Annotated in this window: 24 protein-coding genes and 1 pseudogene; 9 read left to right on the top strand and 16 right to left on the bottom strand. The window is 39.4% G+C overall.

Annotated elements, in window-relative coordinates:
• Window positions 1-112 precede the first annotated feature (112 nt).
• The 5 genes from G6W43_RS07610 to G6W43_RS07590 all read left to right on the top strand — a co-directional run bounded on the left by G6W43_RS07610 (window position 113) and on the right by G6W43_RS07590 (window position 5,883).
• Complete coding sequence (locus G6W43_RS07610) at window positions 113-1,282, top strand: peptidoglycan DD-metalloendopeptidase family protein (RefSeq protein ID WP_021085605.1); 1,170 nt, start codon at window positions 113-115, stop codon at window positions 1,280-1,282.
• Between the two features lie 9 nt (window positions 1,283-1,291).
• Window positions 1,292-2,659 (top strand): magnesium transporter, encoded by a 1,368-nt coding sequence (gene mgtE / locus G6W43_RS07605; protein ID WP_103617429.1) that lies wholly within the window; start codon window positions 1,292-1,294, stop codon window positions 2,657-2,659.
• Entirely contained in the window at window positions 2,644-3,228 is a 585-nt protein-coding gene (locus tag G6W43_RS07600; protein WP_103617428.1) for an NUDIX domain-containing protein, read from the top strand. The genes mgtE and G6W43_RS07600 overlap by 16 nt, the downstream gene beginning before the upstream one ends.
• 163 nt (window positions 3,229-3,391) lie before the next feature.
• Window positions 3,392-5,509 carry an RNA degradosome polyphosphate kinase gene (locus tag G6W43_RS07595; RefSeq protein WP_262366897.1) on the top strand — a complete coding sequence of 706 codons (2,118 nt, stop codon included), beginning with the start codon at window positions 3,392-3,394 and terminating at the stop codon, window positions 5,507-5,509.
• A gap of 224 nt (window positions 5,510-5,733) precedes the next feature.
• On the top strand, window positions 5,734-5,883 hold the full coding sequence (locus tag G6W43_RS07590) for a hypothetical protein (RefSeq protein WP_180997177.1): 150 nt from the start codon (window positions 5,734-5,736) through the stop codon (window positions 5,881-5,883).
• 62 nt (window positions 5,884-5,945) lie between these two features.
• Here the strand turns inward: G6W43_RS07590 and G6W43_RS07585 are convergent, their stop codons facing one another.
• The 4 genes from G6W43_RS07585 to G6W43_RS07570 are packed head-to-tail and all read right to left on the bottom strand — an operon-like array spanning window position 5,946 to window position 9,519.
• Window positions 5,946-6,749 carry a 3'-5' exonuclease gene (locus G6W43_RS07585; protein WP_103617426.1) on the bottom strand — a complete coding sequence of 268 codons (804 nt, stop codon included), beginning with the start codon at window positions 6,747-6,749 and terminating at the stop codon, window positions 5,946-5,948.
• Window positions 6,746-7,393, bottom strand: coding sequence for a ribulose-phosphate 3-epimerase (rpe, locus tag G6W43_RS07580; RefSeq protein WP_103573831.1), 648 nt, complete (start codon window positions 7,391-7,393; stop codon window positions 6,746-6,748). Before rpe ends, G6W43_RS07585 begins: the two co-directional genes overlap by 4 nt.
• A gap of 9 nt (window positions 7,394-7,402) precedes the next feature.
• On the bottom strand, window positions 7,403-8,776 hold the full coding sequence (locus G6W43_RS07575; RefSeq protein ID WP_148824741.1) for a prephenate dehydrogenase: 1,374 nt from the start codon (window positions 8,774-8,776) through the stop codon (window positions 7,403-7,405).
• Window positions 8,773-9,519 (bottom strand): hypothetical protein, encoded by a 747-nt coding sequence (locus G6W43_RS07570; RefSeq protein WP_103608188.1) that lies wholly within the window; start codon window positions 9,517-9,519, stop codon window positions 8,773-8,775. The genes G6W43_RS07575 and G6W43_RS07570 overlap by 4 nt, the downstream gene beginning before the upstream one ends.
• Before the next feature lie 151 nt (window positions 9,520-9,670).
• On the opposite strand from G6W43_RS07570, the gene rpmB reads away from it, so the two are divergent.
• The 3 genes from rpmB (at window position 9,671) to G6W43_RS07555 (ending at window position 11,348) form a co-directional block, all read left to right on the top strand.
• Window positions 9,671-9,862, top strand: coding sequence for a 50S ribosomal protein L28 (gene rpmB, locus G6W43_RS07565; protein WP_002942221.1), 192 nt, complete (start codon window positions 9,671-9,673; stop codon window positions 9,860-9,862).
• Between the two features lie 22 nt (window positions 9,863-9,884).
• Window positions 9,885-11,015, top strand: coding sequence for a potassium channel family protein (locus tag G6W43_RS07560; protein WP_194169516.1), 1,131 nt, complete (start codon window positions 9,885-9,887; stop codon window positions 11,013-11,015).
• A gap of 126 nt (window positions 11,016-11,141) precedes the next feature.
• Window positions 11,142-11,348: a DUF465 domain-containing protein gene (locus G6W43_RS07555; protein ID WP_103581349.1), complete on the top strand. Its 207-nt coding sequence runs from the start codon at window positions 11,142-11,144 to the stop codon at window positions 11,346-11,348.
• A 104-nt stretch (window positions 11,349-11,452) separates the two neighbouring features.
• Here G6W43_RS07555 and htpG read toward each other — a convergent pair whose 3' ends face one another.
• A complete protein-coding gene (htpG, locus tag G6W43_RS07550; RefSeq protein WP_103617424.1) occupies window positions 11,453-13,309 on the bottom strand; it encodes a molecular chaperone HtpG in 1,857 nt (618 codons plus the stop codon).
• 680 nt (window positions 13,310-13,989) lie between these two features.
• Here htpG and G6W43_RS07545 point away from each other — a divergent pair.
• A pseudogene (locus tag G6W43_RS07545) lies at window positions 13,990-14,196 on the top strand (thiamine phosphate synthase); the annotation flags it as partial.
• Between the two features lie 36 nt (window positions 14,197-14,232).
• Here G6W43_RS07545 and G6W43_RS07540 read toward each other — a convergent pair.
• The 11 genes from G6W43_RS07540 to G6W43_RS07490 all read right to left on the bottom strand — a co-directional run bounded on the left by G6W43_RS07540 (window position 14,233) and on the right by G6W43_RS07490 (window position 25,715).
• On the bottom strand, window positions 14,233-14,802 hold the full coding sequence (locus G6W43_RS07540; RefSeq protein WP_012001695.1) for a hypothetical protein: 570 nt from the start codon (window positions 14,800-14,802) through the stop codon (window positions 14,233-14,235).
• Complete coding sequence (gene mog / locus G6W43_RS07535) at window positions 14,803-15,342, bottom strand: molybdopterin adenylyltransferase (protein ID WP_009293784.1); 540 nt, start codon at window positions 15,340-15,342, stop codon at window positions 14,803-14,805.
• Window positions 15,343-15,355: 13 nt separating this feature from the next.
• Complete coding sequence (locus G6W43_RS07530; RefSeq protein WP_194169519.1) at window positions 15,356-17,008, bottom strand: ATP-dependent metallopeptidase FtsH/Yme1/Tma family protein; 1,653 nt, start codon at window positions 17,006-17,008, stop codon at window positions 15,356-15,358.
• Window positions 16,995-18,233 carry a tRNA (N(6)-L-threonylcarbamoyladenosine(37)-C(2))-methylthiotransferase MtaB gene (gene mtaB, locus G6W43_RS07525; protein WP_194169515.1) on the bottom strand — a complete coding sequence of 413 codons (1,239 nt, stop codon included), beginning with the start codon at window positions 18,231-18,233 and terminating at the stop codon, window positions 16,995-16,997. The genes G6W43_RS07530 and mtaB overlap by 14 nt, the downstream gene beginning before the upstream one ends.
• A complete protein-coding gene (locus G6W43_RS07520; protein WP_194169514.1) occupies window positions 18,233-19,822 on the bottom strand; it encodes a mechanosensitive ion channel domain-containing protein in 1,590 nt (529 codons plus the stop codon). The genes mtaB and G6W43_RS07520 overlap by 1 nt, the downstream gene beginning before the upstream one ends.
• A complete protein-coding gene (gene aroB, locus G6W43_RS07515; protein ID WP_149712250.1) occupies window positions 19,819-20,856 on the bottom strand; it encodes a 3-dehydroquinate synthase in 1,038 nt (345 codons plus the stop codon). The genes G6W43_RS07520 and aroB overlap by 4 nt, the downstream gene beginning before the upstream one ends.
• Window positions 20,857-20,859: 3 nt before the next feature.
• Window positions 20,860-22,278 (bottom strand): COG3400 family protein, encoded by a 1,419-nt coding sequence (locus G6W43_RS07510; RefSeq protein WP_194169513.1) that lies wholly within the window; start codon window positions 22,276-22,278, stop codon window positions 20,860-20,862.
• Window positions 22,279-22,381: 103 nt separating this feature from the next.
• Window positions 22,382-22,942: an ABC-type transport auxiliary lipoprotein family protein gene (locus G6W43_RS07505; protein ID WP_149712248.1), complete on the bottom strand. Its 561-nt coding sequence runs from the start codon at window positions 22,940-22,942 to the stop codon at window positions 22,382-22,384.
• Window positions 22,939-23,871, bottom strand: coding sequence for an MlaD family protein (locus tag G6W43_RS07500; RefSeq protein ID WP_107829716.1), 933 nt, complete (start codon window positions 23,869-23,871; stop codon window positions 22,939-22,941). The genes G6W43_RS07505 and G6W43_RS07500 overlap by 4 nt, the downstream gene beginning before the upstream one ends.
• The gene (locus tag G6W43_RS07495; protein ID WP_149708728.1) at window positions 23,872-24,612 is read right to left on the bottom strand and encodes an ABC transporter ATP-binding protein; all 741 of its coding nucleotides are present in this window, start codon (window positions 24,610-24,612) and stop codon (window positions 23,872-23,874) included.
• Complete coding sequence (locus G6W43_RS07490) at window positions 24,609-25,715, bottom strand: MlaE family ABC transporter permease (protein WP_103571330.1); 1,107 nt, start codon at window positions 25,713-25,715, stop codon at window positions 24,609-24,611. Before G6W43_RS07490 ends, G6W43_RS07495 begins: the two co-directional genes overlap by 4 nt.
• Window positions 25,716-25,795: the final 80 nt, after the last annotated feature.

Below are 25,795 nucleotides of genomic sequence, written 5' to 3'. Positions count from 1 at the left end.
ATATCTCCTAAGTTTAAATTTTTAGAGCGATTATAGCCTAAAATGCTTTATCTTTTGCAAAATTAAAGCAAGTTTTAGTTAAAATCCCCTCCAGCTTTTTAAAAGGATATCGATGCCTCGTATATTTGTGATTTTTGCAATATTATGTATAAATTTATATGCCATAAAACCAACTGTCGATGAGCTTAGTTGGCCAAATGGCAGCAGCTTTTTAAATTTCCTTGAAACAAATAAAATTCCACTTTCACTTTACTACAACCTAGCAAGCGAAGATCAAGAGCTAACAGAAGAGATCATCGCTGGCACAAAATATCAAATTTACAAAGACGATAACGGCGAGGTTAAGCAAGCCCTCATCCCCGTTAGTGACGAGCTTCAGATACATATTTATAGAGATGACAAGGGCAAATTTCAGCTTGAGTTTATCCCGATCTTATACCAAAGCGAAGATAAAGTTTTAGCCCTAAAAGTCGATAAATCAGTCTCTGAAGATATCTTTGACTACACTGGCTCTGGCACGCTAGCACTTGGCTTTAAAGAGGTTTTTAGCGGCAGCGGGATCGATTTTAAAAAGATAAATAAAGGCGATACGATCGCTATTGTCTATAACCAAAAACTACGCATGGGGCGCTCTTTTGGCACGCCTGAAATTTACGCAGCGATGATAGAGACTAAAAACAAACGCTACGTGATGTATAAATTTGAAGATAAATTTTATGATAAAAACGGCAAGAAAAATGACAAATTTTTGCTCGTTCGTCCTCTTGCAAACGCTAGGATCACATCAAATTTCACCCTAAAAAGATGGCATCCGATCCTTCAAAGATATAGAGCGCACCTTGGGGTTGATTATGGTGCTCCAAAAGGCACACCGATCAAGGCCGCAGGCGATGGCACGGTCAAATTTGTCGGACAAAAGAGTGGTTATGGTAGAACCGTCATCATCTCTCACGCTGGTGGCTACGAGACACTTTATGCCCACTTAAATGGCTTTGCAAAGGGCATAAGAAGCGGTCTAAAAGTAAAACAAGGCACGCTGATAGCATACGTTGGCACAAGCGGCATGAGCACTGGCCCACACTTGCACTTTGGCCTCTATCTAGGCGGCAAACCGATCAATCCAGAAAGCGCCATCAAGGTCGTAAAAAATATAGAAGACAAAAAAGAGTCTGCTAAATTTAAAGCAGTCATAAATAGAAATGATGAGCTGATAAAACAGGCTCTAAGCAACGACAAAGAGTATCACAAGGTGGAATTTTTCCCTAACGTAATAGATTTTTAAAGGTAAAACTTGAGCCAAGAACTAGAAGAAGCAAAAGAGCTGATAGATCAGCATTTAGATGAAAATTTAGAAGACGGCGAGCTCTCTGCATACGAGCTAGCCCAGCACCTAAAAACACTTAAAAAGCATGACGAGGAGCTTTTTGCCAAGTATCTTGAAAAGCTAGATCCTGAAATTTTGGGTGACGTGGCGATAGAGTTACCTGATCACATGCTAAAAGACGTGATCGATACGCTTCCAGCTGAAAAGATCGTAGAAGCGCTCGAAGAGCTAGAGAGTGACGATGCGACCGACCTACTCCAATACATCGAGGATATCGACGAGGACAAGGCTAGAGAGCTTTTTAACGAACTAGATAAAGAAAATCAAAACGAAATTTTAAGACTTAGAAGCTACGATGAGGATAGAGCTGGTGCACACATGCAAACAGAGCTATTTTCAGCTCATCTTGAAGAGAAGCTTGGCAGCGCAGTTGCAAGACTAAGACAAGAGAAGCAAGAAGGCAAACTAGAAAATGTCTCGCAGCTTTTCATCATCGATAAAAATAGTGTTTTGCAATACGCCATCCCGCTTGAAGATCTCATCCTTTTTGACTTTACAAAAACGCTAAAACAAAATATCGAATCAACCCAGATCGACCACTACAAGCCTCACATGGCAAATGATATGGATCTCATGCAAGATGTCGCTGATATGTTTCAAGAGTACGATCTAAACGTTATCGCAGTTACAAGTAGCACTGGAATACTGCTAGGTCGTATCACGTATGATGATATCCACGACTACATCCAAGAGAGCGCTACAGAGCAAATTTATAACCTAGCTGGCGTTGATGACGAGTCAGAAGAGGACGATACGCTATTTAAAGCGGGTCGTGGCCGTGCGGTTTGGCTTGGTGTAAATTTACTAACAGCACTTTTTAGCTCATCTATCATCGGACTTTTTGATGAGACGATCGCAGCTTACGTCGCACTTGCCGTGCTTATGCCAATAGTTGCTTCAATGGGTGGCAACACTGGCACGCAAGCACTTGCTGTTACGGTTCGTCGTTTGGCACTTGGCGAGATAGAATTTAAAGATGCAAAGAGCGTTTTAAAGCGCGAGGTGACGATCTCACTCGTAAATGGCCTCATCTTTGGCGCTATCATGGGCGTCATAGCCGCTGTTTGGTTTGATAAAGGCATGCTTGGCGTGGTAATTGGCCTTAGTATGGTTACAAATTTATTCTTTGCTGGCTTTTTTGGCACGATCATACCTTTGACTCTAAGGCGCTTTAACATAGATCCTGCTGTTGGTTCAGCCGTCATTCTTACTACATTTACTGATGCGATAGGATTTTTTAGCTTTTTAGGACTTGCAAAATGGATACTACTATAACAAATTTAGAAATTTTACCTCTTGGTGAGTCAAAATACCTAAAGCCATTTAAGATGAAATTTAAACAAAATGGCTTGCAAAGGGACTGGGACTGCGTCAAGGTGATGAATAGCGTTAGTATATTTTTATATCACGAGCAAAAAGATGCATTTTTGTTTGTCAAGCAGTTTCGCCCAGCCGTTTGGTACTCGCAAGAAAAAGAAGGCATCAAAACAAGTGAGCAAGGCTTTACTTATGAGCTTTGCGCAGGGCTTATGGATAAGGGGCTAAGCGAGGAGCAAACCGCTAGAGAAGAGGCAGTCGAAGAGGTTGGATACGAGCTAAAAGAGATGGAGCGCATCACGATGACGTATGGCGCTTTTGGCTTTGGCGGCAACACTCAAACGATGTTTTATGCAAAGATCGATGAGAGTATGAGGGTAAATGCAGGTGGCGGCGTCGATGGTGAAGATATCGAGCTAGTTTTTATAAAACGAGAAGATATGATGAAATTTGCCTTTGACGAGAGCAAGGTCAAGGGCTTTGGGCTCATCTTTGCTTACTTGTGGTGGGAGAAATTTAAAGGTTAAAAAGAGACCTTTTTGATAAGCGCAAAGACAACAACCGCCACAACAAAAATGCCAACTAATATAATGTAATCCGACATAAAAAACCTTTACGTTTAAAATTTGCACTATTGTAACTAAATTTTTAACAAAATAAGAACTTTATAACCGCACATATCATAAAATAATCAAAAATCATAAGGAGAAAATGATGAGCGAAAACGAAACTCTTTTTATCAACCGCGAATTAAGCTGGCTACGCTTTAACTCAAGGGTGCTCGCTCAGTGTGAAAAGGATATACCTTTACTTGAAAAGCTAAAATTTTTAGCGATCTATATGACAAATTTAGATGAGTTTTACATGATCAGAGTTGCTGGTCTAAAGCAGCTTTTTGCAGCTGGTGTGACGACAAGTAGCAGCGACGGCATGAGCCCACTTGATCAGCTACGTGAGATCAGAAAATATCTTCAAGATGAGCAAAATTTGGTCGAAGCTCACTACAAAAGCACCGTAGATGCGCTTAGTAAAGAGGGTCTTTTTATCAAAAACTACGACGAGCTTGATGATAGCTTAAAGCAAAAATGCGACGAATACTTTTTCTCAAACATCCTGCCAGTTATCGTGCCTATCGCTGTTGATGCGACCCATCCATTTCCGCACCTAAACAACCTTAGCTTCTCGCTTGCCGTTAAGCTTGCTGATATCGAGCATCCTGAAATTTTAAAATACGGCATGATAAGAATTTCAAGAGTTTTGCCAAGATTTACCCAGCCAAGTAGTAACGTCTTTGTGCCGATTGAAACAATCGTGCACCGCCACGCAGAAGAAATTTTTCCAGGATATAAGCTCATTAGCTCAGCTGCCTTTAGAGTGACAAGAAACGCTGATATCGTCATCGAAGAAGAAGAGGCGGATGATTTTATGATGATACTTGAGCAAGGGCTAAAGCTTCGTAGAAAAGGGGCTTTTGTGCGTATGCAGATAGACAAAGACGCTGACGCTGATATCTTAGAGTTTTTAAATTTTCACATGAAAATTTTTCATAAAGATATCTACTTTTCAAGCATCCCGCTCACACTTAGCTCTCTTTGGGAGATAGCTGGGAGTAAAAATTTTAGCCACCTAGCAAACCCGCCCTACGCCCCAAAGACCCTGCCTCCATTTGGCAACGGCGTCTCGATTTTTGACGCCATAGACAAAGAGGACGTGCTGCTAGTTCATCCATTTGAGAGCTTTGATCCAGTCGTTAGCTTTATAAGAGAAGCGAGCAAAGATCCAAAGGTGATCTCCATACGCATGACGCTTTACAGGGTCGATAAAAACTCGCCGATCATTCAAAGCCTAATAGACGCTGCAAGCGACGGCAAACAAGTAACCGTGATGGTTGAGCTAAAAGCAAGGTTTGACGAGGAAAACAACCTTCACTGGGCAAAGGCGCTTGAAGATGCTGGCGCACATGTGATATATGGTATCACAGGATTTAAAGTCCATGCAAAAGTTAGCCAAGTGATCCGCCAGATCGGCGATAAACTCAAATTTTACATGCACTTTGGCACTGGCAACTACAATGGCAGCTCAGCAAAAATTTACACTGACGTGAGCCTATTTACAAGCAAAGAGGAATTTAGCCAAGATACGACCTCATTTTTTCACATCCTATCAGGATATAACAAAAACCGCCGCCTAAACGCCCTTAGTATGTCGCCCTTTCAGATAAAAGAGCGCATCATCGAAAAGATAAGAGTGGAGGCTAGCAAAGGTAGCGAAGGCAGGATCATCGCTAAGATGAACGCGCTAATAGACGAAGACGTGATAAATGAGCTTAGCCGCGCCTCAAACGCAGGCGTAAAGATCGATCTTATAGTTCGCGGTGTGTGCGGACTAAGGCCAGGTGTAAAAGGCAAAAGCGAAAACATCAGAGTTCGCTCGATCATCGGTAAATACTTGGAGCACGCTAGAATTTTATATTTCAAGCACGCTAATCCAAAAATTTACATCTCAAGTGCTGACTGGATGCCACGAAATTTAGAGCGCCGATTGGAGCTTATGACGCCTATTTTTGAGCCAAGGCTTCAAGAGAGACTGCTTGAAATTTTAGAGCTTCAGCTAAGCGATAACGACCTAGCATTTGAGCTACAAAATAACGGCGAATACACAAAAGTAGCTAGACGCGAGGGCGAAAAAGTGATCTCTTGCCACGAAGTTTTAGAAAACTACATCTCTAAAATTTATAAATCCGTCAAAAAAGACACCGACAAAGCAAAAGCAGATATGCTTGCAAGCAAGCTTTTAAAAGAGAGCTAAAAGATAAATGGCTTTTAAATTTAAGTTTAGAAGCCATTTTTACCATAAATCCTAAATCTTAAATCCAAAGACTAATTTTAGTTTCTGGCTAAATTTAACTCCAAATTTAGCCAGCAGTTTTAACAAAAGAAATTTATTCAATTTAACGCAAGCTCTAAATTTAGCTACAAAAGCAAAACTGCCTAGCAAAATACGTCATCAGTAGTGACGGCTTGGCTATACACATGCAAAAACTAACATTCACGAGAAATTTATCACAATGGCAACGTTGTTTCAGGGATTTTGCAAAGATCGGCGCTTGCAGGGCGATAGATCGTGACGTTATTGAAAGCATGATGATTGCAAACCGCGAAAAGATAGACGATCTCGTTTAAATAGGTCATAGCTAAATCAAATTTCTAAATTCCCAGCCAAGTGGCTTAAATTTAAACCAGCCCTACTCCAAAGCTTTTAAAACTGGTTCTGGTTTTAGCTTTACGCTTGGGGCATTTTTGCTAAAGCTTATGAGATCCTCTGTTGTTTGTATGCTAAATGGCAGGCGAGTTAAGCAGACTTTGAAAATTTCAGCCGCTGCTATAGCGTCATTTAGGGCTCTGTGGTGGGTGTTGTTGATGCCAAGGAGTTCTTTTAGCGAGCCAAGGCCGTATTTTTGCGAGGCGATCGTGCGGCGGCTAAGATCGATGGTGCAAAGCTTTCTGTTTAGCAGCATGCCAAGACCGATCTCATTTAGGCTGTGCGAGATAAATCCGTAGTCAAAATTTACGTTGTGCGCGATAAAGACGCTAGTTCCAAGAAAAACTTTAAATCGCTCAAGTACGTTTAGCAAATTTGGTGCACCGACTAGATCGCTTGCTCTTATGCCAGTTAGCTCTGTGATATTTTCAGGCACCACACTAGCTGCCACGAAGCTTTCAAAGCGCCCTATTTCGGTGCCATTTTTCATTTTTATAGCGCCTATTTCTATGATCTGGCCATTTGTCGTGCCACCAGTCGTTTCGATATCCACGACACAAAATTCCTGCTCGCTAATATCTCTAAATCTCGTGCCAAGCTCGATCTCGTTGCTTTCATTTCTAGTGATATCAAGCCCAAGGGTTCGCCACATATCAAGGTCGCGCACGTCAATGAGCGATGAAATTTCCTCGATATCGCTAAATTTCAAGATAAACTCGTGATAGCCTAAATTTTGCCTAGCTAAAATTTCAATGCTATTTTCTAAACGCTGTTTTTTTGGTTTCAAAACTCAAGCTTTATGGCGCGAATGGCTTGTTCGTAAGAATTTGATGAGAAGATATAGTTGCCAGCCACCAAGACATCAGCCCCAGCCTCTTCAAGATCAGGCGCATTTAGTCCGTTTACGCCGCCATCTACTTCGATGAGACACTTGGCGTTTTTGCGCTCTATTAGCTCCCTTAGCGCCCTTGTTTTCTCAAGCACGACTGGCATAAATTTCTGACCACCAAAGCCGGGATTTACGCTCATTAAAAGCACCATATCGACTTCATCGATGATATGCTCGATCGCACTAACTGGCGTGTGCGGATTTAGCACGATGCCAGGACTTACGCCGTTTTTTCTGATGTGATCGATGAGCCTCATTGGATGCTTCTCTTCTTCTATGTGAAAGGTTAGAAATTTTGGCTTTAGCGGCAAAAAAAGATCAGCAAAAAATGAGTTATTTTCAACCATCAAATGTATATCAAGTGGCTTTGTAGCAGCCTTTGCAACGGCACTTACCACGACTGGCCCGATAGTTAAATTTGGCACAAAATGCCCATCCATAACATCAACATGCACCAGATCGCACCCAGCCTCGCAAATGGCTCTTATCTCAGCTGCTAAATTTCCGAAATCAGCCGACAAAATACTAGGTGCAACGTACATTTTAAATCCTTATTTACTTATAAAAATCACGCCAGTTTGGCTCTCTTTTGCATTTAATGTGGCAAAAATTCCACTGCTTGCCCTGTCAAAAAACATCTCATTTTCGAAAAATTTAAAGTTGCTAAGTTTTACCTTTAAATTTCTCTCGATGAAAATATCTAAAATTTTGCTTGCAATGATACTAAAAATTTGAGAAAATCCGCTTAAACAGCCACACTCCAGATCGCCATTATCTGAAAAAATAGAGCAAATTTTGCCAAGCTTGTCCTTTTTAACACCAAGCAAAATTCTCATCTGTACGTCGCCATAAAAGAGCACGCAAGCCCTCAAATAGTCATTTTCGCCCTCTACATTAAAGTTGCTGATCTTTGCATCAAGGCATAAAATTTCACTCTCTATCAAAGGCGAGAGCACGTCCGTGACACTTGAGATCACAAGTGGCAAAAACTCAACCAAGTTTTTATTCATCTTTGTAGGCTCTATATCGATAAGGCGCTTTTTAAAATAGAGCGTCGAGTCATCTTTGAAAAAGTCATCCATCTTTTTATATAAAAGTATCTTTGCCGCTTTTAAATTTGATGCAAGTGTCTCTGAGATGTTGCCCTCATTTAAGCCGCAAATCGCCACTATAGCGCCACTTTTTTGGCTCAGCTCAGATAGCTTTATCAAAAAACTAGCACCTATGGTATTTAAAGCACCGACCGAATCAGACCAAAAAACAAAGAATTTAAAGCCTATCTTTTGCAACCTTTCGTGAAATTTATAGTCAAATTTCTGCACAAAAGAGCTATCTATGAGCCCTGCTGTCTTGTAAATGACAACATCGCCTCTTACAAAGGTGCTAAATTCTTTTTTGCCTAAAACGATGTGATTTAAGGTGCTGATGGTGTATTTGTAGGCTTGTTTGGCAGCATTAAATTCTTCTACGCTTTTTACAAATTTACACTTGTAACACTTTTGCTCCAAAAGCGAGTTGATGTAGTCTTTATACTGCTCGTTTTTGTTATAAATCACGATGGCTTCGCTGCTATCTGCTAAAGTATCATTTAAAAATAGCGTCGCAACTTTTTCATTTTCAAAGAGTGAAAATCTCAAAATATTTTTTGAAGTCTTTGCGACAAGCTCGTAAAAAGTATCATCATAGTCGCAGACTGCAAACTCAGCACCTATCTGCTTAGCGATACTTGAGAGGTGCTCGCATGTGCTATTTAGCCAAAGTGGGCTAAAAAATGTGACATTTTTTAATGAAAGCAAAATGGCGCTTATCTGCCTTGCGCAAATTTGCTCTACTTCGGCCTTTTTGATGCTTGAAGGGGTGATATTAACCTCTAAAAATCCAAATGGCCTAACAATGGCTAAAGAGCCCTCAAAAGTTACTTTCATTTTCTAAGAGCCTTTTTTAAATTTATAACCATATCAGCCGAAGCATGGACGCTAACATCGGTGATCCTATCTATGCCAAAGTCAAAAAATTTAGCAGTACTTGCCTCATAAGAGAGCAAAATTTTAAAGTATTTTAAGACCAAAATCTCCTCTCTATTGAGCCTGTCGCTCTCCCATCCTGCAAGCTTTAAAAGTACTCCAAATAGCGAGATATCAAACCTTCGCTGCAAGATCCTATCAAAGCTCATATCAGAAAAGCCAACGATATGTTTAAGCGAATGTGGATACTTCAAAAAGATAAGCTCGCAAAATATAAGCAAAATTAGCGCGTAGGCAGCTAGAAATAAATTTTTTTGATTTTTTAGCCCAAGATAGTTTAGAAGTTTACTCCAGTCAGATAGAAATTTGGCATTAAACTCCATCATCGAGTGTAAATTTACACCAAAATTCTTATATCTTTTTGGAGATTTGATAAAAACAAAATAAGAGCAAATTATCATTTTTAGGTTGTCTATGCCTAGCGGATAAGCCATAGCGTAGATATCTCTAGTGTAGTTTTGAACGCCAAAATCGCCTAAATTTACTATCGTTGCAAAGTACGCTTTAAAAGTCTCACTCCCTCTAAAAAGCTCCATAGCAGTAGTGATGTCGCCCTCATCCAAGTGCTTTTGGCACTCGTAAAAAACATCGGGCATTGTATAGATAAAATTTGAAATTTCATCTATTTGATTTTTAGTTAGCATTTTTGTTTTACCGATTTTTTATTTTGGGGCTATTTTAGCCTTAATTAAATAAAAAATCAACAAAACTTATAAATATAAATGTTCATTTTAAGCAATACTTTGGTTTTGTTTAGATAAAATCAGCAGAAATTTTTGTTTATAAGGAAAAAAAATGTCAAAAAGATGTGCGATAACTGGCAAAGGACCAATGGTAGGCAACAACGTGAGCCACGCCAACAATAAAACTAAAAGAAGATTTTTACCAAATCTTAGAACTATCCGTGTTACTCTAGAAGATGGCACAACAAGAAGAATAAAAGTTGCTGCTTCTACTCTAAGAACTATGAAAAAACAGTCAAACTAAGAGATAAAATGAAGAGGAATTTATGTCTTTTCTCTCAAGACTTTTAAAATTCCTCAACTGGTCAAACTCCGCAAAACCAGAAATAAGCCTAGATACTGAGCTTTACGAACAACTAAAACCTTTTAGATTTCCACTAATTTCAGTCGTACTACTGTTACTTTTTGGAACACTTGGTTATATCTTTATAGATAACTTCTCTCTCATAGATGCCTTTTACCAAGCAGGCATGACCTTCACGACGGTCGGTTTTACCGAAGTTGCACCCATAACTCCAAAGGGGCGAATTTTTACTATAACATTTATCCTTGTTGGCTTCATCATTTTTACGCTATCAATCGGTATCGTTGTAGAAGTTCTAAAAAGAGGCACATTAATTAGCATTTTAAAGGAAAGGCGTATGCTTTACAAGATCGCAAGACTAAAAAATCACTTCGTTATTTGTTATCACAACCTCTACACGATCGAGCTTAGCGCTCAGTTTCGTGAAAATCACATACCATTTGTAGTGGTTGATGACAGAGAAGATATCGCAGAATTAGCTCAAATTTACAAGTATCCATACTTCATAAAAGCTCAGCCTCACACTCAAATCGCCTTTTTAAAAACGCATCTTTCAAGCGCAAAAGGACTAATCACTCTTAGCCCAAATATCGCTGACAATATCGCACTTATCGCATCTGTTAGACTTTATGAAAAAGAGATAGGCCGCAAAAAACCTTACCATATCATCACAAACTCCGATAGTGAAGATGACACACAAAGGCTTAAAAAACTTGGTGCTGACAACGTCGTAAGCCCATCTCGCCTAGTCGCACAGCGTCTAAGTGCCATGAGCGTAAGACCTGATATGGAAAATTTACTCGAGCAATTTCTATACACAAAAAGCTCGCCTATCGATATAGAAGAAATTCTTGTGCCTGACTACTCTTGGATAAGGTTTAAAAGACTAAAAGAGACACACCTAAGAAATATCACAAATGCTGACGTGGTAGGCATTAGAGACATAAATAACAAATTTATCCCGATGCCAAATGGCGACACTCTAATTGGCACAGGCACAAAGCTTTTAGTCATCGGCACAGTTGATGGCATACGGCTAACCAAACGCCTAGTAAAGAGCAAACACAAGCCAGAAGAACTAAAATACATTTAGTTTTTTCATTTTGTGATAAATTTGGCTTAACCGCTATATACCAGAAGCTTTTATATATCTAAATTTAGATAGCCAAACATTTACAAAGCCTTGTTAGAATTTATAAATTTTTTACAGGAGCTACGTATGTTGCACGAATACACTGATCTCATAAATGAGTTGAAAAAAGCTGATGTTTATTTTGCCGCACTTTGCAAAAAGCATGACGAGCTAAATGAAAAGATAGATAGTAAAGCAGCGCAAGCCTCTGAGCTTGATGCCTTGAAAAAAGAAAAATTAAAACTAAAAGATGAAATTTACGCTCAAGTTTTAAAATATAAAGAGCAAAAATAAGCAAAAGCCAAACTAACAATGGAGCCAAATTTAACTTAGCTCGTATTTTAAGCTTTTACTAGACTACAAATTAAAAAGCCCAAATTTCTTTGGGCTTACAAATTTTATATAGCTTTTATCATCACTTTTGTTAGAAGTTCTGAAAATTTAGCTGGATTTTCTAGGCTCATGCCCTCATTTAGCCTTGCCATATCAAGAAGCAAAGGTGCTATGTCATAAACCATTGCCTCATTTTTCTCAAGTTTTGCAAAAATTTCATGATCGGCATTTATCTCCAAGATCGGCTTAACTTTTGGAGCATTTGCGCCTTGTCCCATCTGTTTTAGCATCTCTTGCATAGCGTAATCAGGATCGTTTTTATCATATATTAGCACCGCAGCCGAGTTTGAAAGTCTTGAGCTAAGTCTAACGTCCTTGACCTCGTCTTTTAAGATCTCTTTCATCTTAACAAGTGTGTTTGCAACCTTGCTCTCATCGACCTTCTCATCACTTTTGATCTCGTCGTTTATATCAGCATGCGAGACTGATTTTAGAGGTGTTTTGTCAAATTCATTGACCATTGGCATGACGATCGTGTCGATCTCTTCGTCCATTATTAACACTTCGATGTCGTTTTTCTTAAAGCTCTCAAGAAGCGGCGAATTTCTTAGCATATTTTCGTTGTTGCCGCTGATGTAGTAGATCGACTTTTGATCCTCTTTCATCGCCTCTTTGTACTCTTTTAGGCTGATAAGTCCATCTCTTTTTGAGCTTTTAAATAGGCAAATGTCTAAAATTTGCTCTTTTTCAGCGTTAAAGCCATAAAGTCCCTCTTTTAAAACCTTGCCAAATAGTTTGTAAAATTTGATGTATTTATCGCGGTCACTCTCTTTTACTTTTGCAAGTTCGCTTAAAATTTTCTTCACGCTTTGCTCTTTGACGCTTCTCATGATCGCATTTTCTTGTAAAATTTCGCGGCTAACGTTTAGTGGCAAATCCTCAACGTCGATCACGCCTTTGATAAATCTTAAATACGGCGGCAAAAGCTCTTTTGCATCGTCAGTTATAAAAACCCTCTTCACATAGAGCTTCACACCACTTTGATAATCAACCCTAAAGAGATCAAACGGCTCCGTGCTTGGCACATAAAATAGTGTCGAATACTCGATCTTGCCCTCGGCCTTTGTGTGGATATAAAGTAGCGGATCGCTGCTATCGTGTGAAATTTGCTTATAAAAGTCGTTGTAGTCTTGCTCTTTTAAGCTGGCTTTATTTAGCCTCCAAAGCGCATTTGCCTTGTTTATCTGCTCGTTTTTAGTCTCATAAGTGCCCTCTTTTTCGCCTTCTTTTGGTGCGACGTAGCTCTCTTTATCCATAAAAATAGGATAAGGGATGTGGTTTGAGTATTTTTTGACTATCTCTTCGATACGCCAAGAATTTGCAAATTCATTGTCGTTTAAATGGAGGATTATATCCGTGCCAAATCCATCTTTTTGGGCATCTTCGATCTCGTAGCTTTTTGCATCAGATGTCCATTTATAGGCCTTCTCACTTAGTGTTCGTTTGCTTATGACTTCGATCTTACTTGCCACCATAAACGCTGAGTAAAAGCCCACGCCAAACTGGCCGATCAGCGAGCTATCTTTTTTGGCATCGCCACTTAAGCTTTGCATAAAACCTTTTGTGCCACTTCTTGCAATGGTGCCTAAATTTGCGATGAGCTCGTCTTTATCCATGCCGATACCGTTGTCGCTGATGGTTAAAGTCTTAGCTTTTTCATCTACTTTAATGTCGATCCTTGGAGTGTAGCTTAAGCTTTTATACTTTTCATCAGTCAAGCATAGGTAGTTTAGCTTGTCAAGTGCGTCGTTTGAGTTTGATATGAGCTCTCTTAAAAATATCTCTTTGTTTGAGTAAAGAGAGTGGATCATCAAATTTAAAAGGTCATTGACCTCGGTCTGAAATTCAAATTTATCTGCCATTTTCTTTTCCTTGTTTTAAAATTTTTGGCAGATTATAGCACAAAGTGATAAAAATATACTTAACCTTGATAGTATTACTATCAAGTTTTTTAACAATTTTTTAGGCATATATGGTAATTTATAAATAAAATAAAAATATATATTTAATTTTTATTATTTAAAATGCTATTTTGTATAGTATTTATTTAAAATAATACAAATTTAGCTATAAATCATTTACAAAATGTTGCTAGTCTGTCTTTCAAAATAAGAAACAAATACCGATATAAATGGATAACAAAGATCAAAAACCAATAAATCTAAACGATTGGCTTGAAGTTTTAAACGTTTTATCTATCTTTTAACGCTGCATGAGGTGGCAAATTTGAGTTTGAAAACTAAAAAAGTTCTGTGATGTTTGACTTGAAAGGCATGCAAATAATAGCCGCTTTAAAAAATTTAATTTACCAATAATCACTATGCAAGCAATCTTTGATACCATGCTTTGCAAATTTTCGCCACTCTGACTTAATCCGCAAAATATAACATAAACGCTGTGTATTTCATTAAATTTAGCAACAGTAACAAACTAAAAACTAGTCAAAAAAGACACATACAAAAGTAAACATCAAAATAGCAGCTAGAAAGCATCAAATTTAAAGAGGTAGCAGTAGTGGATAAAATAAAAATTTGCCACCTCTTGCAAGGCGGGCTTAGAGCCAAAAGGGCTAAATTTTATAAGCGAGCTAAAAAACTTAGATAAAGAAATTTACGCACTTGGCGGACTAAACAACCAAAACTACAAAGAGGCCATAAAAGCTGGCGCAAACGGCATTTGCTTCATGAGTTTAGCGATGAACAGCGATATGGAGCTTGTAAAAAAGATAGTAGAGAGCAAAAACGGCTAAATTTAGTATAAATTACATAAAATAATACGTAAAATTTTACTCATTTTTGCTAGCGATATATGTTTTTATATCAAATATAAGTAGCGTCACAAGCGATGGCAGCATATAGGAGTTTAGCACTAAAAGCAGCGACTTTGTCAAATTTGACTTTATTAAAGTCTCTATGTTAAAGCCGCTGTTGTAGTTAAAAAAATATAGCAAGGCAAACTCGCTAACAAGAACTATGCGAGTGATCTTTAGCAAGATGTCATTTCCCGGTCTTGCAAATTTATCATCGACCACAAGCGACAAAGTGATCCAGCCAAGCAGCCAAATTGAGCAGGCTAAAGCATAAACAGTAATGCTTTCATCAAATTTTTCAAGTAGTAAAAATACCAAAGGTTGCAAAAATACAAGGCTAGCGATAAACCAAAGAAGTGAGCTAAAGGCTAGCAGGCAAACACAGCCAAAGATAGAAATGGCAGAGATAAAGCCAAAAACCTCTAACCCAAGATAGTAGGCCAGCGCATAGGATAAAAAAGAAAAAACAAGCCAAATTTTAATAACAAGTCGCCACCTATTTGCAAAGGCGGTGGCTTTTAAATTTAGGCTATCTGTCAAACTCATTTACGAGATTTTCTTTTGTTTTGGACGGAAAACTTTCATCACGTTTTCATCAGTCTCAATAAATGCACCCTCGATCAAGTCGATGCAGTATGGCACCGCTGGAAATACCGGCTCCAAGCACTCTTTTATCGCTTTTGGCTGACCTGGTAAATTTATGATGAGCGCGTGGCCTCTGATGCCTGCTGTTTGGCGTGATAGGATCGCTGTTGGGACATATTTTAAGCTCGCAGCTCTCATTAGCTCGCCAAAGCCTGGCATCATCTTCTCGCAAACTGCCTCAGTAGCCTCTGGGGTGACATCTCTCACTGCTGGTCCTGTGCCCCCAGTAGTTAGCACAAGGTCGCATCCTAGCACGTCTATCATGTGCACGAGCCTCTCTTTTATGAGATCAAGCTCATCGGGGATCACCTCGTAAAAATACTCTCTCTCGCTTACTATCCAACCGTCAAGTACCTCTTTAATCGCTGGGCCTGATTTATCCTCGTATGTGCCCTCACTTGCGCGATCGGACATAGTTAGAATCCCTATTTTTGCTTTCATTTTTTCTCCTTTATTAGTAGTTTTCATTTAAAATTTTAGCAAGCGTCTCTTTATCTACGCTCTCGTAAGCAAGCAGATATGAGCTTATCCTTGCGATTTGCTCATTTGTGCCCTTTAAAAAGGACATTATCTCATCTTTTGCTTGTTTTAAAATTTCTTCCACATCGTTTGGATTTGGCACGAAAGAATTTCCCATGCCATACTCATAAACCATCTTTGAGGCGATCTCTTTTGCTAAATTTAGATCGTTGCTAGAGTTTGAAAAGATGTCGTTCTCATCTATCTCGAGCTTACACATGCCAGAGATTAAAACCTTTATGCGTGAGAGCATTTGCGACTTTGACTCGATCTCTTGCTCAGTCGCCATAAAGCGGTCTTCAATGAGCGAAATTTTTTCAAATTTCACATCAAACCAGTAGGCACTTAGCGCCTTTGCGCCTTGATAGATGGCTTGAATTTTCTTCTCGCTCTCGCTGTAGCTTAGCACCTTTTTCTTGCCGAGCAAGACCTTGTTTAAAACAGCCTCAAAGTCTCTCATCCTAAGCACGCTTTCGCCGTTTCTTAGAGCGTTTATCGCTGCTTCATTTACAAGCGTGCTAAGTGCCGCACCAGAAAAGCCAACGCTCATCCTAGCGATATCCTCAGCTGGCACTTCGCAGTTTTTATCTCTTAGATATGTGTTTAGGATAGCCACCCTGTCGTTAAAATCAGGCATTGATAAAAATATACGCCTATCAAAGCGCCCTGATCTAAGCAGCGCCTCGTCGATCATCTCGATCCTATTTGTCGCGGCTATCACTATAACGCCTGAGTTATCTTCAAAGCCGTCCATCTCGGTTAGTAGCTGATTTAGCGTAGCTTCTCGCTCGTCGTTTCTAGTGCCACCCCTGCTCTTGCCAACGGCGTCTATCTCGTCGATAAAGATGATTGAAGGTGCGTAGGATTTGGCTCTGCTAAAGAGCTCTCTAACTCTTTTTGCGCCCATACCAACGTAAATTTGCACAAAACTTGCGCCATTTTGGTAAAAAAACGGCACATTTGCCTCGCCAGCGACCGCCTTTGCCACAAGTGTCTTGCCAACACCTGGAGGGCCGATCATTAGCACACCTTTTGGCATTTTGATACCAAAATTTCTATATTTTTGCGGATTTTTAAGAAAATCAACTATCTCACTAAGCTCGCTTTTGACCTCACTAATGCCAGCTACATCGCTAAATCTAACGTTTGAGATGACTGGCATCGCATTTTGATTTAGCACGCTTTCTATCTCAAAAGCGCCGTCTTTTTTGCTTAAAAGGCTCTCCTCTTTTTTCTTGATAGCCCTAAAAATATAGGAGTACCAAAGCACAAGACAAACAAAGATGATGCTTCCCCAAACCATGCCAGGCGTGATATACTGCACGCTTCGCTCGACTGGGACCTTTTTGATAAGCTCTTTTATGTCTATGCCCTCTTTTATGATGGCAAAGCGGTTATTTTGCGCATAGAGGATGACCTCATCTTCGTCGATGACCGCTTTATCGATGAATTTTCCATCCATTAGTTGCATATATTGCGAGTAGGTGATATTTCGTGGCTCTTTGCTCACTGCAAAAAGTAGCGCTATTATCAGAGCTACAGCGGCTATTATCAGGATATTTTTCTTGTTAAATTTAAATTTTTGCATAATTGGCATCTGGCTTAATTTCATATTCGCTTACCTCCAACCACTCTTTTGTTATGTCGTTTTGACTAGAAATTTTAGCTTTGTTGTAAAACTGATCAAAGCCCTCGTAAAAGTCGCCGTTTTTTTGCTCGACTAAAATTTTTAAAGTCTCATTGTGCTTTTTTCTAAAATTTTCATTATTTTGCAAGGCAATGCCTTGTAAAACCTTTAGCCTTGCCTTTGCCACGTCGCCACCTACATTGCTTTTTAGCGTCGCTGAGTGCGTATCACGCCTAGGCGAATAGACAAAAGCGTGCAGATGTGTGATAGGAAATTTCTTGAAATTTTCCACCGCCTCTGCCCAAATTTCTTCACTCTCACCTGGATGACCCACGATATAGTCAGTCCCCAAAGCAAAGCCAAGGGAGCTTAGCTCATTAAAAAGCTCTAAGTCACTAAATGCGTTATTTCGCCTGCGCATGATCTTTAGCATCGCCTCGCTTGTGTGCTGAAGTGCGATGTGAAGATGACGCTCCAGCCACTCCTCTTTTAAAATTTCTCTAAAGCTCTCATCTATCTGGCTTGGCTCGATACTGCCAAGTCTTATGCGTCTGATGCCTGAAATTTTGCCTAAATTTGCTAGCAGTTTGCCAAGAGAGCTATTTGTATCTTTGCCGTAGCTGCCTATGTTTGTGCCAGTTAGAACGAGCTCATTATAGCCATTTTGAGCTAAAATTCTAGCTTCTTTTAGTATCATCGCCTCATCCATGCTCCTAGCTCTGCCGCGCACTGATGGGATGATGCAGTAGCTGCAGTTAAAGTTGCAACCTTCTTGAATTTTTATAAAGGCCTTTGTGTGATTTTCGTAGTTTGTGACGATGTTTTTATCGACTGAGTTTAAATTTCCAAGCTCGAAAAACGGCTTCTCTTGTTTTAAAAGCTCGTTTAGATCGCTCTTTTTACTAGCTCCTAGCACGCCAAAAATGCCGCTTGCAAACAGCTCCTTACCCTTACTAACTGCGCCACATCCTGTTAGTATGACCTTTGCGCCGCGCCTTTTTACGCCGTTTATATAGTTTCTAACGCCACTATCAGCCGAGTTTGTAACGGTGCATGAGTTTATCACGACGATATCAGCGACATCTTCGTCGTTTGTGATCTCGTAGTCTTTTATGTAGCTCTTTAAAAGCTCGGTGTCATAGATGTTTGTGCGGCATCCAAATGTTTTAAAAAATATCTTTTGCATTAGATATTTTCGCCCTCTTGCTCAGCGTGAGCTACGTGATCGCTTGGCGTTTCTTTTTTGCCTATAAACATAGTTTGTGTTGGGTAAGCTATCTTTATATCATCGTGAGCCAAAAATGCCTCTATGATCTCAGCGCTTATCGTGCTTCTAAGAGCGAGCGTGGCGTATGAGTTTGACATAAACCAGCATGAGATATTTATGCCATAAGGCTCAAAAAATGTATAAATTCTTGGCTCTACGTTTGGATTTTTGATGCTGTACTGGCTTCTTAGCTTATTCATCTGACGTTTTGCGATGTCAGTGTAGCCTTTTGAATATTTTTTTACTATATTTTTTGCTAGATAGGCGGCCTTTTTGTGGTTACTATCAAAGCTTATCACGACATCTATGCCGTCCCAAACGGTCTTCATGCCGTAGTGTGAGTAGTTTGCGATGAGGTCTGTAAAGATGTAGTTATTTGGCACAAAGATGATCCTGCCTGCACGGCGGTTTGTCTTATAGGTCGAGTAGCTAACGTCTTCAAAAACGGTTAGGCGAAGCAGCGAAATGTCTATCACATCGCCCACAAATTCGCTACCGTCGTGATAGACTCTGACGCGGTCTCCCACATGGATCGTGCCACCAAACATGATAACCATCCAGCCAAGCATACTCATAAACATATCTTTCATCGCGATGGCGATACCAGCTGAGGCGAAACCTAGCACGGTTACTAGATATGTGACGTTTTCAATGTATGAAAAGAGCAAAATTATGATGATAACTGTGATGTTTAGCACATTTAAGAATTTATTGACCGTGTAAAATCTCTCGTTATCCGTGATCGTTCTTTTAACGATAAATTTAGCGATAAATGTTAGTCCGATCGTTAAAAGGATGACGATGGCTGTGTAGCCCATGCTTAAAAACTGAGCCTTGATGTCAGAAGTCGTCATATTTACCGCTTCATCTGCTCTTTTTTCATAGACGCTATAAGTGGTATCAGCGATCTGTTTTGCCGCTTTGAAGTCGCCTATCTCTTGCTTTACAAGGTTTAGACTTGCTCTATTTTGCTCGCTATCATCTATCAAATTTAGTCTATTTAGCAAATTTTCTTTTGCTTCAAGCTTCTCAAGCAAGGTGTCAAGCTCTTTGATGTGTCTTTGGTACTCGATCTTGTCGCTTCTTATCTTTTTGATGTATGAAAAGCCAGATATCAGCGCCACTGGGCTATTTATCCTAGGTGGTGTCTCCATTTCTGGGGCTGCTAGCATATTTGAAAATGGCGTTTTCTCATACTCTTTTAGCAAATTTATCTGCTCTTTTAGAGTTTGACTTCTCTTTATGAGATCGCTACCTCTTTTTGAGCCTTTATCAAGCTTTTTAAGCTCATTTTCATTTTGCTCTAGCTCATCAAGAAGCTTTTGATAGGTGTTGTAGTTGGCGTATCTTGTGATCCAGATGTTGTTTTTTAGGGAGTTATCTAGGTTTGAAATTTCTTTTATAAGCTCGCTATTTTGTAAATTTTGTGAGACATTTTGCTCAAGTGTGGCGTTTTCTTCAGCGTAAAGCGCAAAGCAAAAAACTAAAAAAACTAAGATCTTTTTCATTTAAATTCTCTCAAAGTTTCTAAAACGTCCTCTTTTTTGACATCATTTTTGATGAACGCACTGCCAATTTTATCTGCGATGATGAAATTTATCTTATCACCTTTTGTCTTTTTATCCATAAAAAACGCCTCGTAAAATGCATATTCATTTTCTATTTTATAGCTTACAGGCAGATCAAATTTCTCTAAAACCTGCTTTATCTCCTCTGCCTGCGCCTCGCTCATTAGGCCAAGTCTAACGCTTAGGCGATTTGCCATATTCATACCTATCGCCACCGCTTCGCCGTGTAAAAATTCTTTGTAATTTGTCTCATTTTCAATGACGTGAGCAAAGGTGTGGCCGTAGTTTAGTATGGCTCTTAGCCCCTTTTCTTTCTCATCTTGCTCGACCACTCTAGCCTTTAAATTTATAGACTTTTCAACTAGCTTTGCTAAATTTTCGTCGTCTAAATTTACGCTTTTTAGCCAGTCAAACATCTCTTTATCAAAGGTTATCGCCATCTTCAAAGCCTCAGCCACGCCAGCTGCAAATTCTCTCTTTGGCAATGTTTTTAAGAAATTTATCTCACAAAAAACTGCCTTTGGCTGATAAAATGAGCCTATTAAATTTTTACCAAATTTGTTATTTACGCCCGTTTTTCCGCCCACGCTAGCATCGACTTGTGCTAAAAGCGTGGTTGGGATATTAATGAAGCTTATCCCTCTTTCATATATGCTTGCCGCAAAGCCAGTCATATCGCTAATGACGCCACCGCCAAGAGCTATGAGTGTAGATGAGCGGTCAAATTTACTAACAAAAAGCTGCTCTAAAATTTGCTCTATTGTCTCAAGGTTTTTATACTCCTCGCCGTCTGGCACGCTTATGATAAATTTCTCATCGCACTTTAAAACACTAAGTAGCTTTTCAAGGTTAAGCCCCGCCACTTTGGCATTTGTGACGATGCCGACCTTGCCCTTTAGCTCTAATCTCTCAAGCTCGTTTATATAAATTTTATAGCTTGATGCCTTTTCCTTAAGGTTCAAATTTATCTGCATTTTCTACTCACTTACTGGCACAAAAAGCTGTGCGTTTTGGCTTAGTTTTTTATAAAGTCTATTTAAATTTGTCGATAAAAAGGCAAAAGCGCTACCATTTGCCACGCTCTTGCTAAACATCACAAAATGAAGCAGATCATTTGTGCCTTTTAGCTTTACTAGCGGGTTTTTAAGGCTATGATTTTCTATCTTTATGCGCTTTGAAAAGAGCGTGCTAATGCTCTCAAAGTGCTCTTTTAGCGCCTCATCGTCGCTATGCTTGTTATCAAAATAGTAAAATCTCATCTCCAAATCAAGCTGCGCACAGCAATCTGTAATGACAGCTGATTGATTTTCCACCTCTTGGCTTTGATCGCCCAGTATCACGCCCTCTTTTATATTTGAGAGCAAAATTTTACCCGTTTTTAGCACTGGAATTTTAAGCTCATAAAATAACTTTTGAAATTTAAAAAAGTACCTATCGTCGCTTATAATTAGTCCAATGTCGTGTTTTAAAACGTCATCTTTTATCGATTTATTGTCACTATTAAAATAATCCATCAAAACAAGGATATTTTTCTCTTTTATCGCCTTTAGCGTCTCTAAATTTTCACCTAAAGTTGGATTTATCACTCTAAAAATAAGGCGTTTGTTATTTAGTTTTGAATGCACATATAGGCTATCTTTTATTAGCTTGCTAACTCGCTCTTTACTCATTGATCTCATGTCGATTAGCGTGTAGATGTTGCTGCCAAATGGGCTTGGAAACTGCCCACTTTCGCGTTTTATAGAGCGATAAACGTTTTGAAGCACGTTTGGATCGCCAACGATTAGCAAGATATCGCTTGGTTGTATCATTGTATTTGGCTTTGGCAAGATGATCTCAGCGCCCCTGTAAATAAGCGCTATCCGCCATCTTTTTTGAGCGATCGAGCTTACATGACGATACATGTATGAGCTGCCAATAGGCACCTTAACCTCCATGATCTCGCCCTCGCTAAAGCCGATATTATCAGCATACACAGGCATATCTGGCAGATAGTCCATGAGCCTTGAAGCTGCGATATCTCTTATATCAACCACGCTTAGGTGCTTATCGCTTGCAAAAGTCTCCTTGCACTTTTCATCAAGCTCCCACGAGTTCATAAAAATGGTCTCAGTCTTTGTGCTGATCTGTCTTAAATTTTCATAAACAGCAATCGCTTCATTTTTGTTCTCACTCGCGATACAAAACTGGCTAAAATAGCCGTCGCTTATGCTCTTTAGCTTTGAAAGACTGGTTGGATCAAACTGATAAAATGTGAAATTTTCGTAATTTGCCTTTTGGCTGTGATCTTCGTTTGAAACAACGATGTAGTGGTGTAAATTTGACTTTGCTCCAAGAAGTCTATCTAAAAAATTTCTTGCAAAAGCTCCACCAGCGATTATTAAAATTTTCTTCATTAATTCTCCGTATTTTAAAGCCGCATTATAACAAAAGGTCTTTAAAATAAGCTATTTTTGGCTGTAAATTTAAGCTTTCACAGCCAAAAAATTTAAGAAAATTTTAGTAGATTATTTCAGAGATTAAAGTATCGATAGCTGAGTTTGCAGCCTTGTTTATCGTCTCAAAAATGGTGCTTGAGCTTGGGTCTGGGCAGAAAATTTCTTTTGTGATCATGCCTGATTTTAGCGAGGTATTTGCGTTAAATAGCTCATACGCTAGCGAAACTTCGGCCTTGTCGCCTCTTATTTGAAGTGAGATGATGCTAACTTTTAGCCTAAGATCTTTTGCATTTGGCGAAAATATCGGCTTTGCAGCGCAGTTTGAGTAAAGCCCTTTTACGAGCGACTTATAGATCATCTCGCTTGGTTCAGAGACAAATTTAGCGTCTGTCAAATATCTTATCTTGTTGTTTTCAGCGACGATTAGTATCTTTCTGGTATCGACCATATCAAGGGCGCTTACGTTTTCTATAAAGACATTTTTTAGCTCTTTTTGCTTGTTTTCAGCCGAGCACTCTTTGTTTGAGTAGTGAATTTCATACATAGTTGCCTGTGGCACGTCGGTCTTTAGCGAGCAGCCAAAAAATAAAAATGCAGCCGCTAGAAAGATTAAATTTCTCATTTTTTATCTCCTTTGTCATTTGGCACTGGATTTGTGAAGAAAAACTCGTAAGGATTGTCCTCAAGTCTTTGAAGCGCGCCTCTAAACTCACGTAGCGTCTTATCAAATCCATTTAAAAACTCGCTAGCCTCTCTAAGAAGCGGAGAAACCGTGTTTCTAAGGTCATACTCGCCGTTTTTTACCTTTTGAGTGATGATATCTTGAAGCGAGCTATATCCAGTGACAGCCGAATTTGCTGATTTGAAAACTGAATTTGCGCTTGCGATTAGAGTGTTTAAATTTTTAGCAAGCTCTTTTGTGTCTGTTTTGTTTAGGCTATCAGTGAAATTTTTTACATTTTTAACGATACTATCAACCTCGCTTAAGCCATTTTCATCGGTTAAAACCTGAGTAAATTTATCGATATTTCTTAGGATTGACTCGATGTGAGAGATATTTTCAGCTGAGAAAAAGCCATCAACCTTATCAAGGGTTTGATTTATCTTTAAAGTGATGTTCTCAGCGTTGTTTCCAAGCTTTGAAAGAAGGCTCTCTTCAAGCTTTAAGATAGGTTTATCGCCTGGTTTAAAATCCTTCGTGCCTCGGCTTATATTTATACTTGCCACGCCGCTAATAGCCTGAACTTCGATGCTAGCCACGCTATCAGCCTTGATAGGCAGATCCTCTCTTATCTTCATCGTGATGTTTATAAGAGCGTTTTTGTCATCGACAAAATTTATATCGCTAACGCTTCCTGCTGGCACGCCGATAAATTTAACCGTAGAATCAACCTTTAGCCCGCTTGGCAGCTCGGTCGTGTGGATGTAATACTCCTTAAAATCAACCTTTGTGTTATTTTTGCTAGTCATCCACCAGATAAATATGGCAAACGCTGTAAGGCAGGCTATGAAAAACATGCCGACAATGGTATAAGAATTTCTATTTTCCATCTACTTTTTCCTCATTTTAAATAGCTCTTCAAGCGGGTTGTTTTCAAGATGCTCAAGCTCTTTTATATCTCCCTCAAAGGCTATCTTTTTGTTGTCTATTATCAAAAATCTATCCAAAATATCAAAAATACTATCCGCATCATGCGTCACCATGACGACAGTTACGCCGATGCTATCACGAAGCTCTTTTATGAGCGCGTCCATCTGACGTGAGCTAACAGGATCAAGTCCGCTATTTGGCTCATCTAAAAATAGCACCCTAGGGCTTAGCACCAAGGCTCTTGCAAGTGCGGCTCTTTTTTTCATACCGCCACTTAGCTCGCTTGGATAGAGCATTGAAACCTCTTTTTTAAGCCCCACTTTTTGTATCCAAAACATCGCTATCTCATCGATCTGGCGCTTGTTAAATTTAGAGTACTCATGGAGCAAAACACCCACGTTATCAAGGATCGTCATCGAGCTATAAAGCGCTCCAAACTGAAACATTGTCCCACTTTTTAGCTTTATCTCTTGCTGCTCTGCTTGACTACTTTTCCACATATTGACACCATCAAAAAATATATCGCCCTTATTTGGCTTTTTTAGATATATCATCGTCTTCATTAGCGTCGTTTTACCAGTGCCACTGCCGCCTAAGAAGCCGTAAATTTCAGCCTCTTTGACGCTCCAGCTCACATTATCGTGCATTATCTTGTCGCCATAACTTGTCGTTATGTTTTTTCCAACTATTATCTCGTTCATATCTTTAGCCACATAAAAATTATCGCGAAAAATGCATCAAGCGCAATGACCCAAAATATCGCATTTACAACGCTAACGGTTGTCATCGCTCCAAGGCTTTGGGCGTTTTGACTAACGCCAAATCCCCTCATGCACCCAATGATCGCTATCACCGCACCAAAAAATGGAGCCTTTATCATGCCAACGGCAAAGTGCCTAAGCTCGACCATCTCGCGAAATCTATTTAGATAGTCGCTAAAGCTGATATCAAGAATAGTTTGGCAAATGATCATCTGCCCTAAGATGCTTATGCTATCAGCTATAAAGATGATGACAGGCACGCAAAGCACCATGGCGATGATGCGAGGCAAGACCAAGAAGTTAAATGGCTCAAAACCCATCGTCTTCATCGCGTCTATCTCCTCAGTTAGCTTCATAGCGCCTATTTGCGCGGTAAAGCTAGAGGCCGACCTGCCCGCCACGACGATAGCAGCGATTAGAGGAGCCACCTCTCTAAGCGTTAGCATGCCCATGATCTCAACTATAAATATACTTGCCCCAAAGCTTGCAAGCATCGCACTGCCAAGATAAGCAAGCACGACGCCTATCAAAAAAGCGGTGAGCGATACGATGAAAACGGCATTTACACCGCCATCTTTTATGTAGTTGCTAAATTCTCTAAACCTTAAATTTGCAGGATTAAATAAAATCCTCACGCTTTTTATCAAAAACTCGCCCAAAAACGAGCCAAACTCAAGCAAATTTACAAATCCCTCGCAAATTTTCTCCCCTAAGCGTGAGAAGAAATTTAGGCTATTGTGGGGCGGCATGTAGTTAAAATCAATCTTCTCGTCATTTAAAAGATCGCTCATCGCCTTTATCTTCTCATTATTTGTAACGATCTCAAATTTCTTGCCATTTAGCGTGTTTTTTAAAAGGATCAAAACAGCGTAATCAATGCTCTTTAGCTCGCTAAAGTCAAATTTAACATTGCCGTTAAGCTTTTGGATTTTTTTAAAAATGCTTTGTAAATTTTTTGCGTCTTTGTAGCTAAACTCGCCTGCAAATTTTATGGTCGCAGTGCCGTTTGCTTCGCTAAAAACGATATCATTTCTCTTTTGCAAAAAGTTCCTTTGCCTTAAAATTTCTGGATTATATTATAAATTTTGTTAAAATAAAAAATAAAAAATCAAAAATTAAGGGA

This window comes from Campylobacter concisus (assembly GCF_015229965.1).
GTDB classification, from domain to species: Bacteria; Campylobacterota; Campylobacteria; order Campylobacterales; family Campylobacteraceae; genus Campylobacter_A; species Campylobacter_A concisus_BD.
Note: the sequence above shows the minus strand (reverse complement) of the source record. Positions and strands in the feature narration are given on the sequence as shown.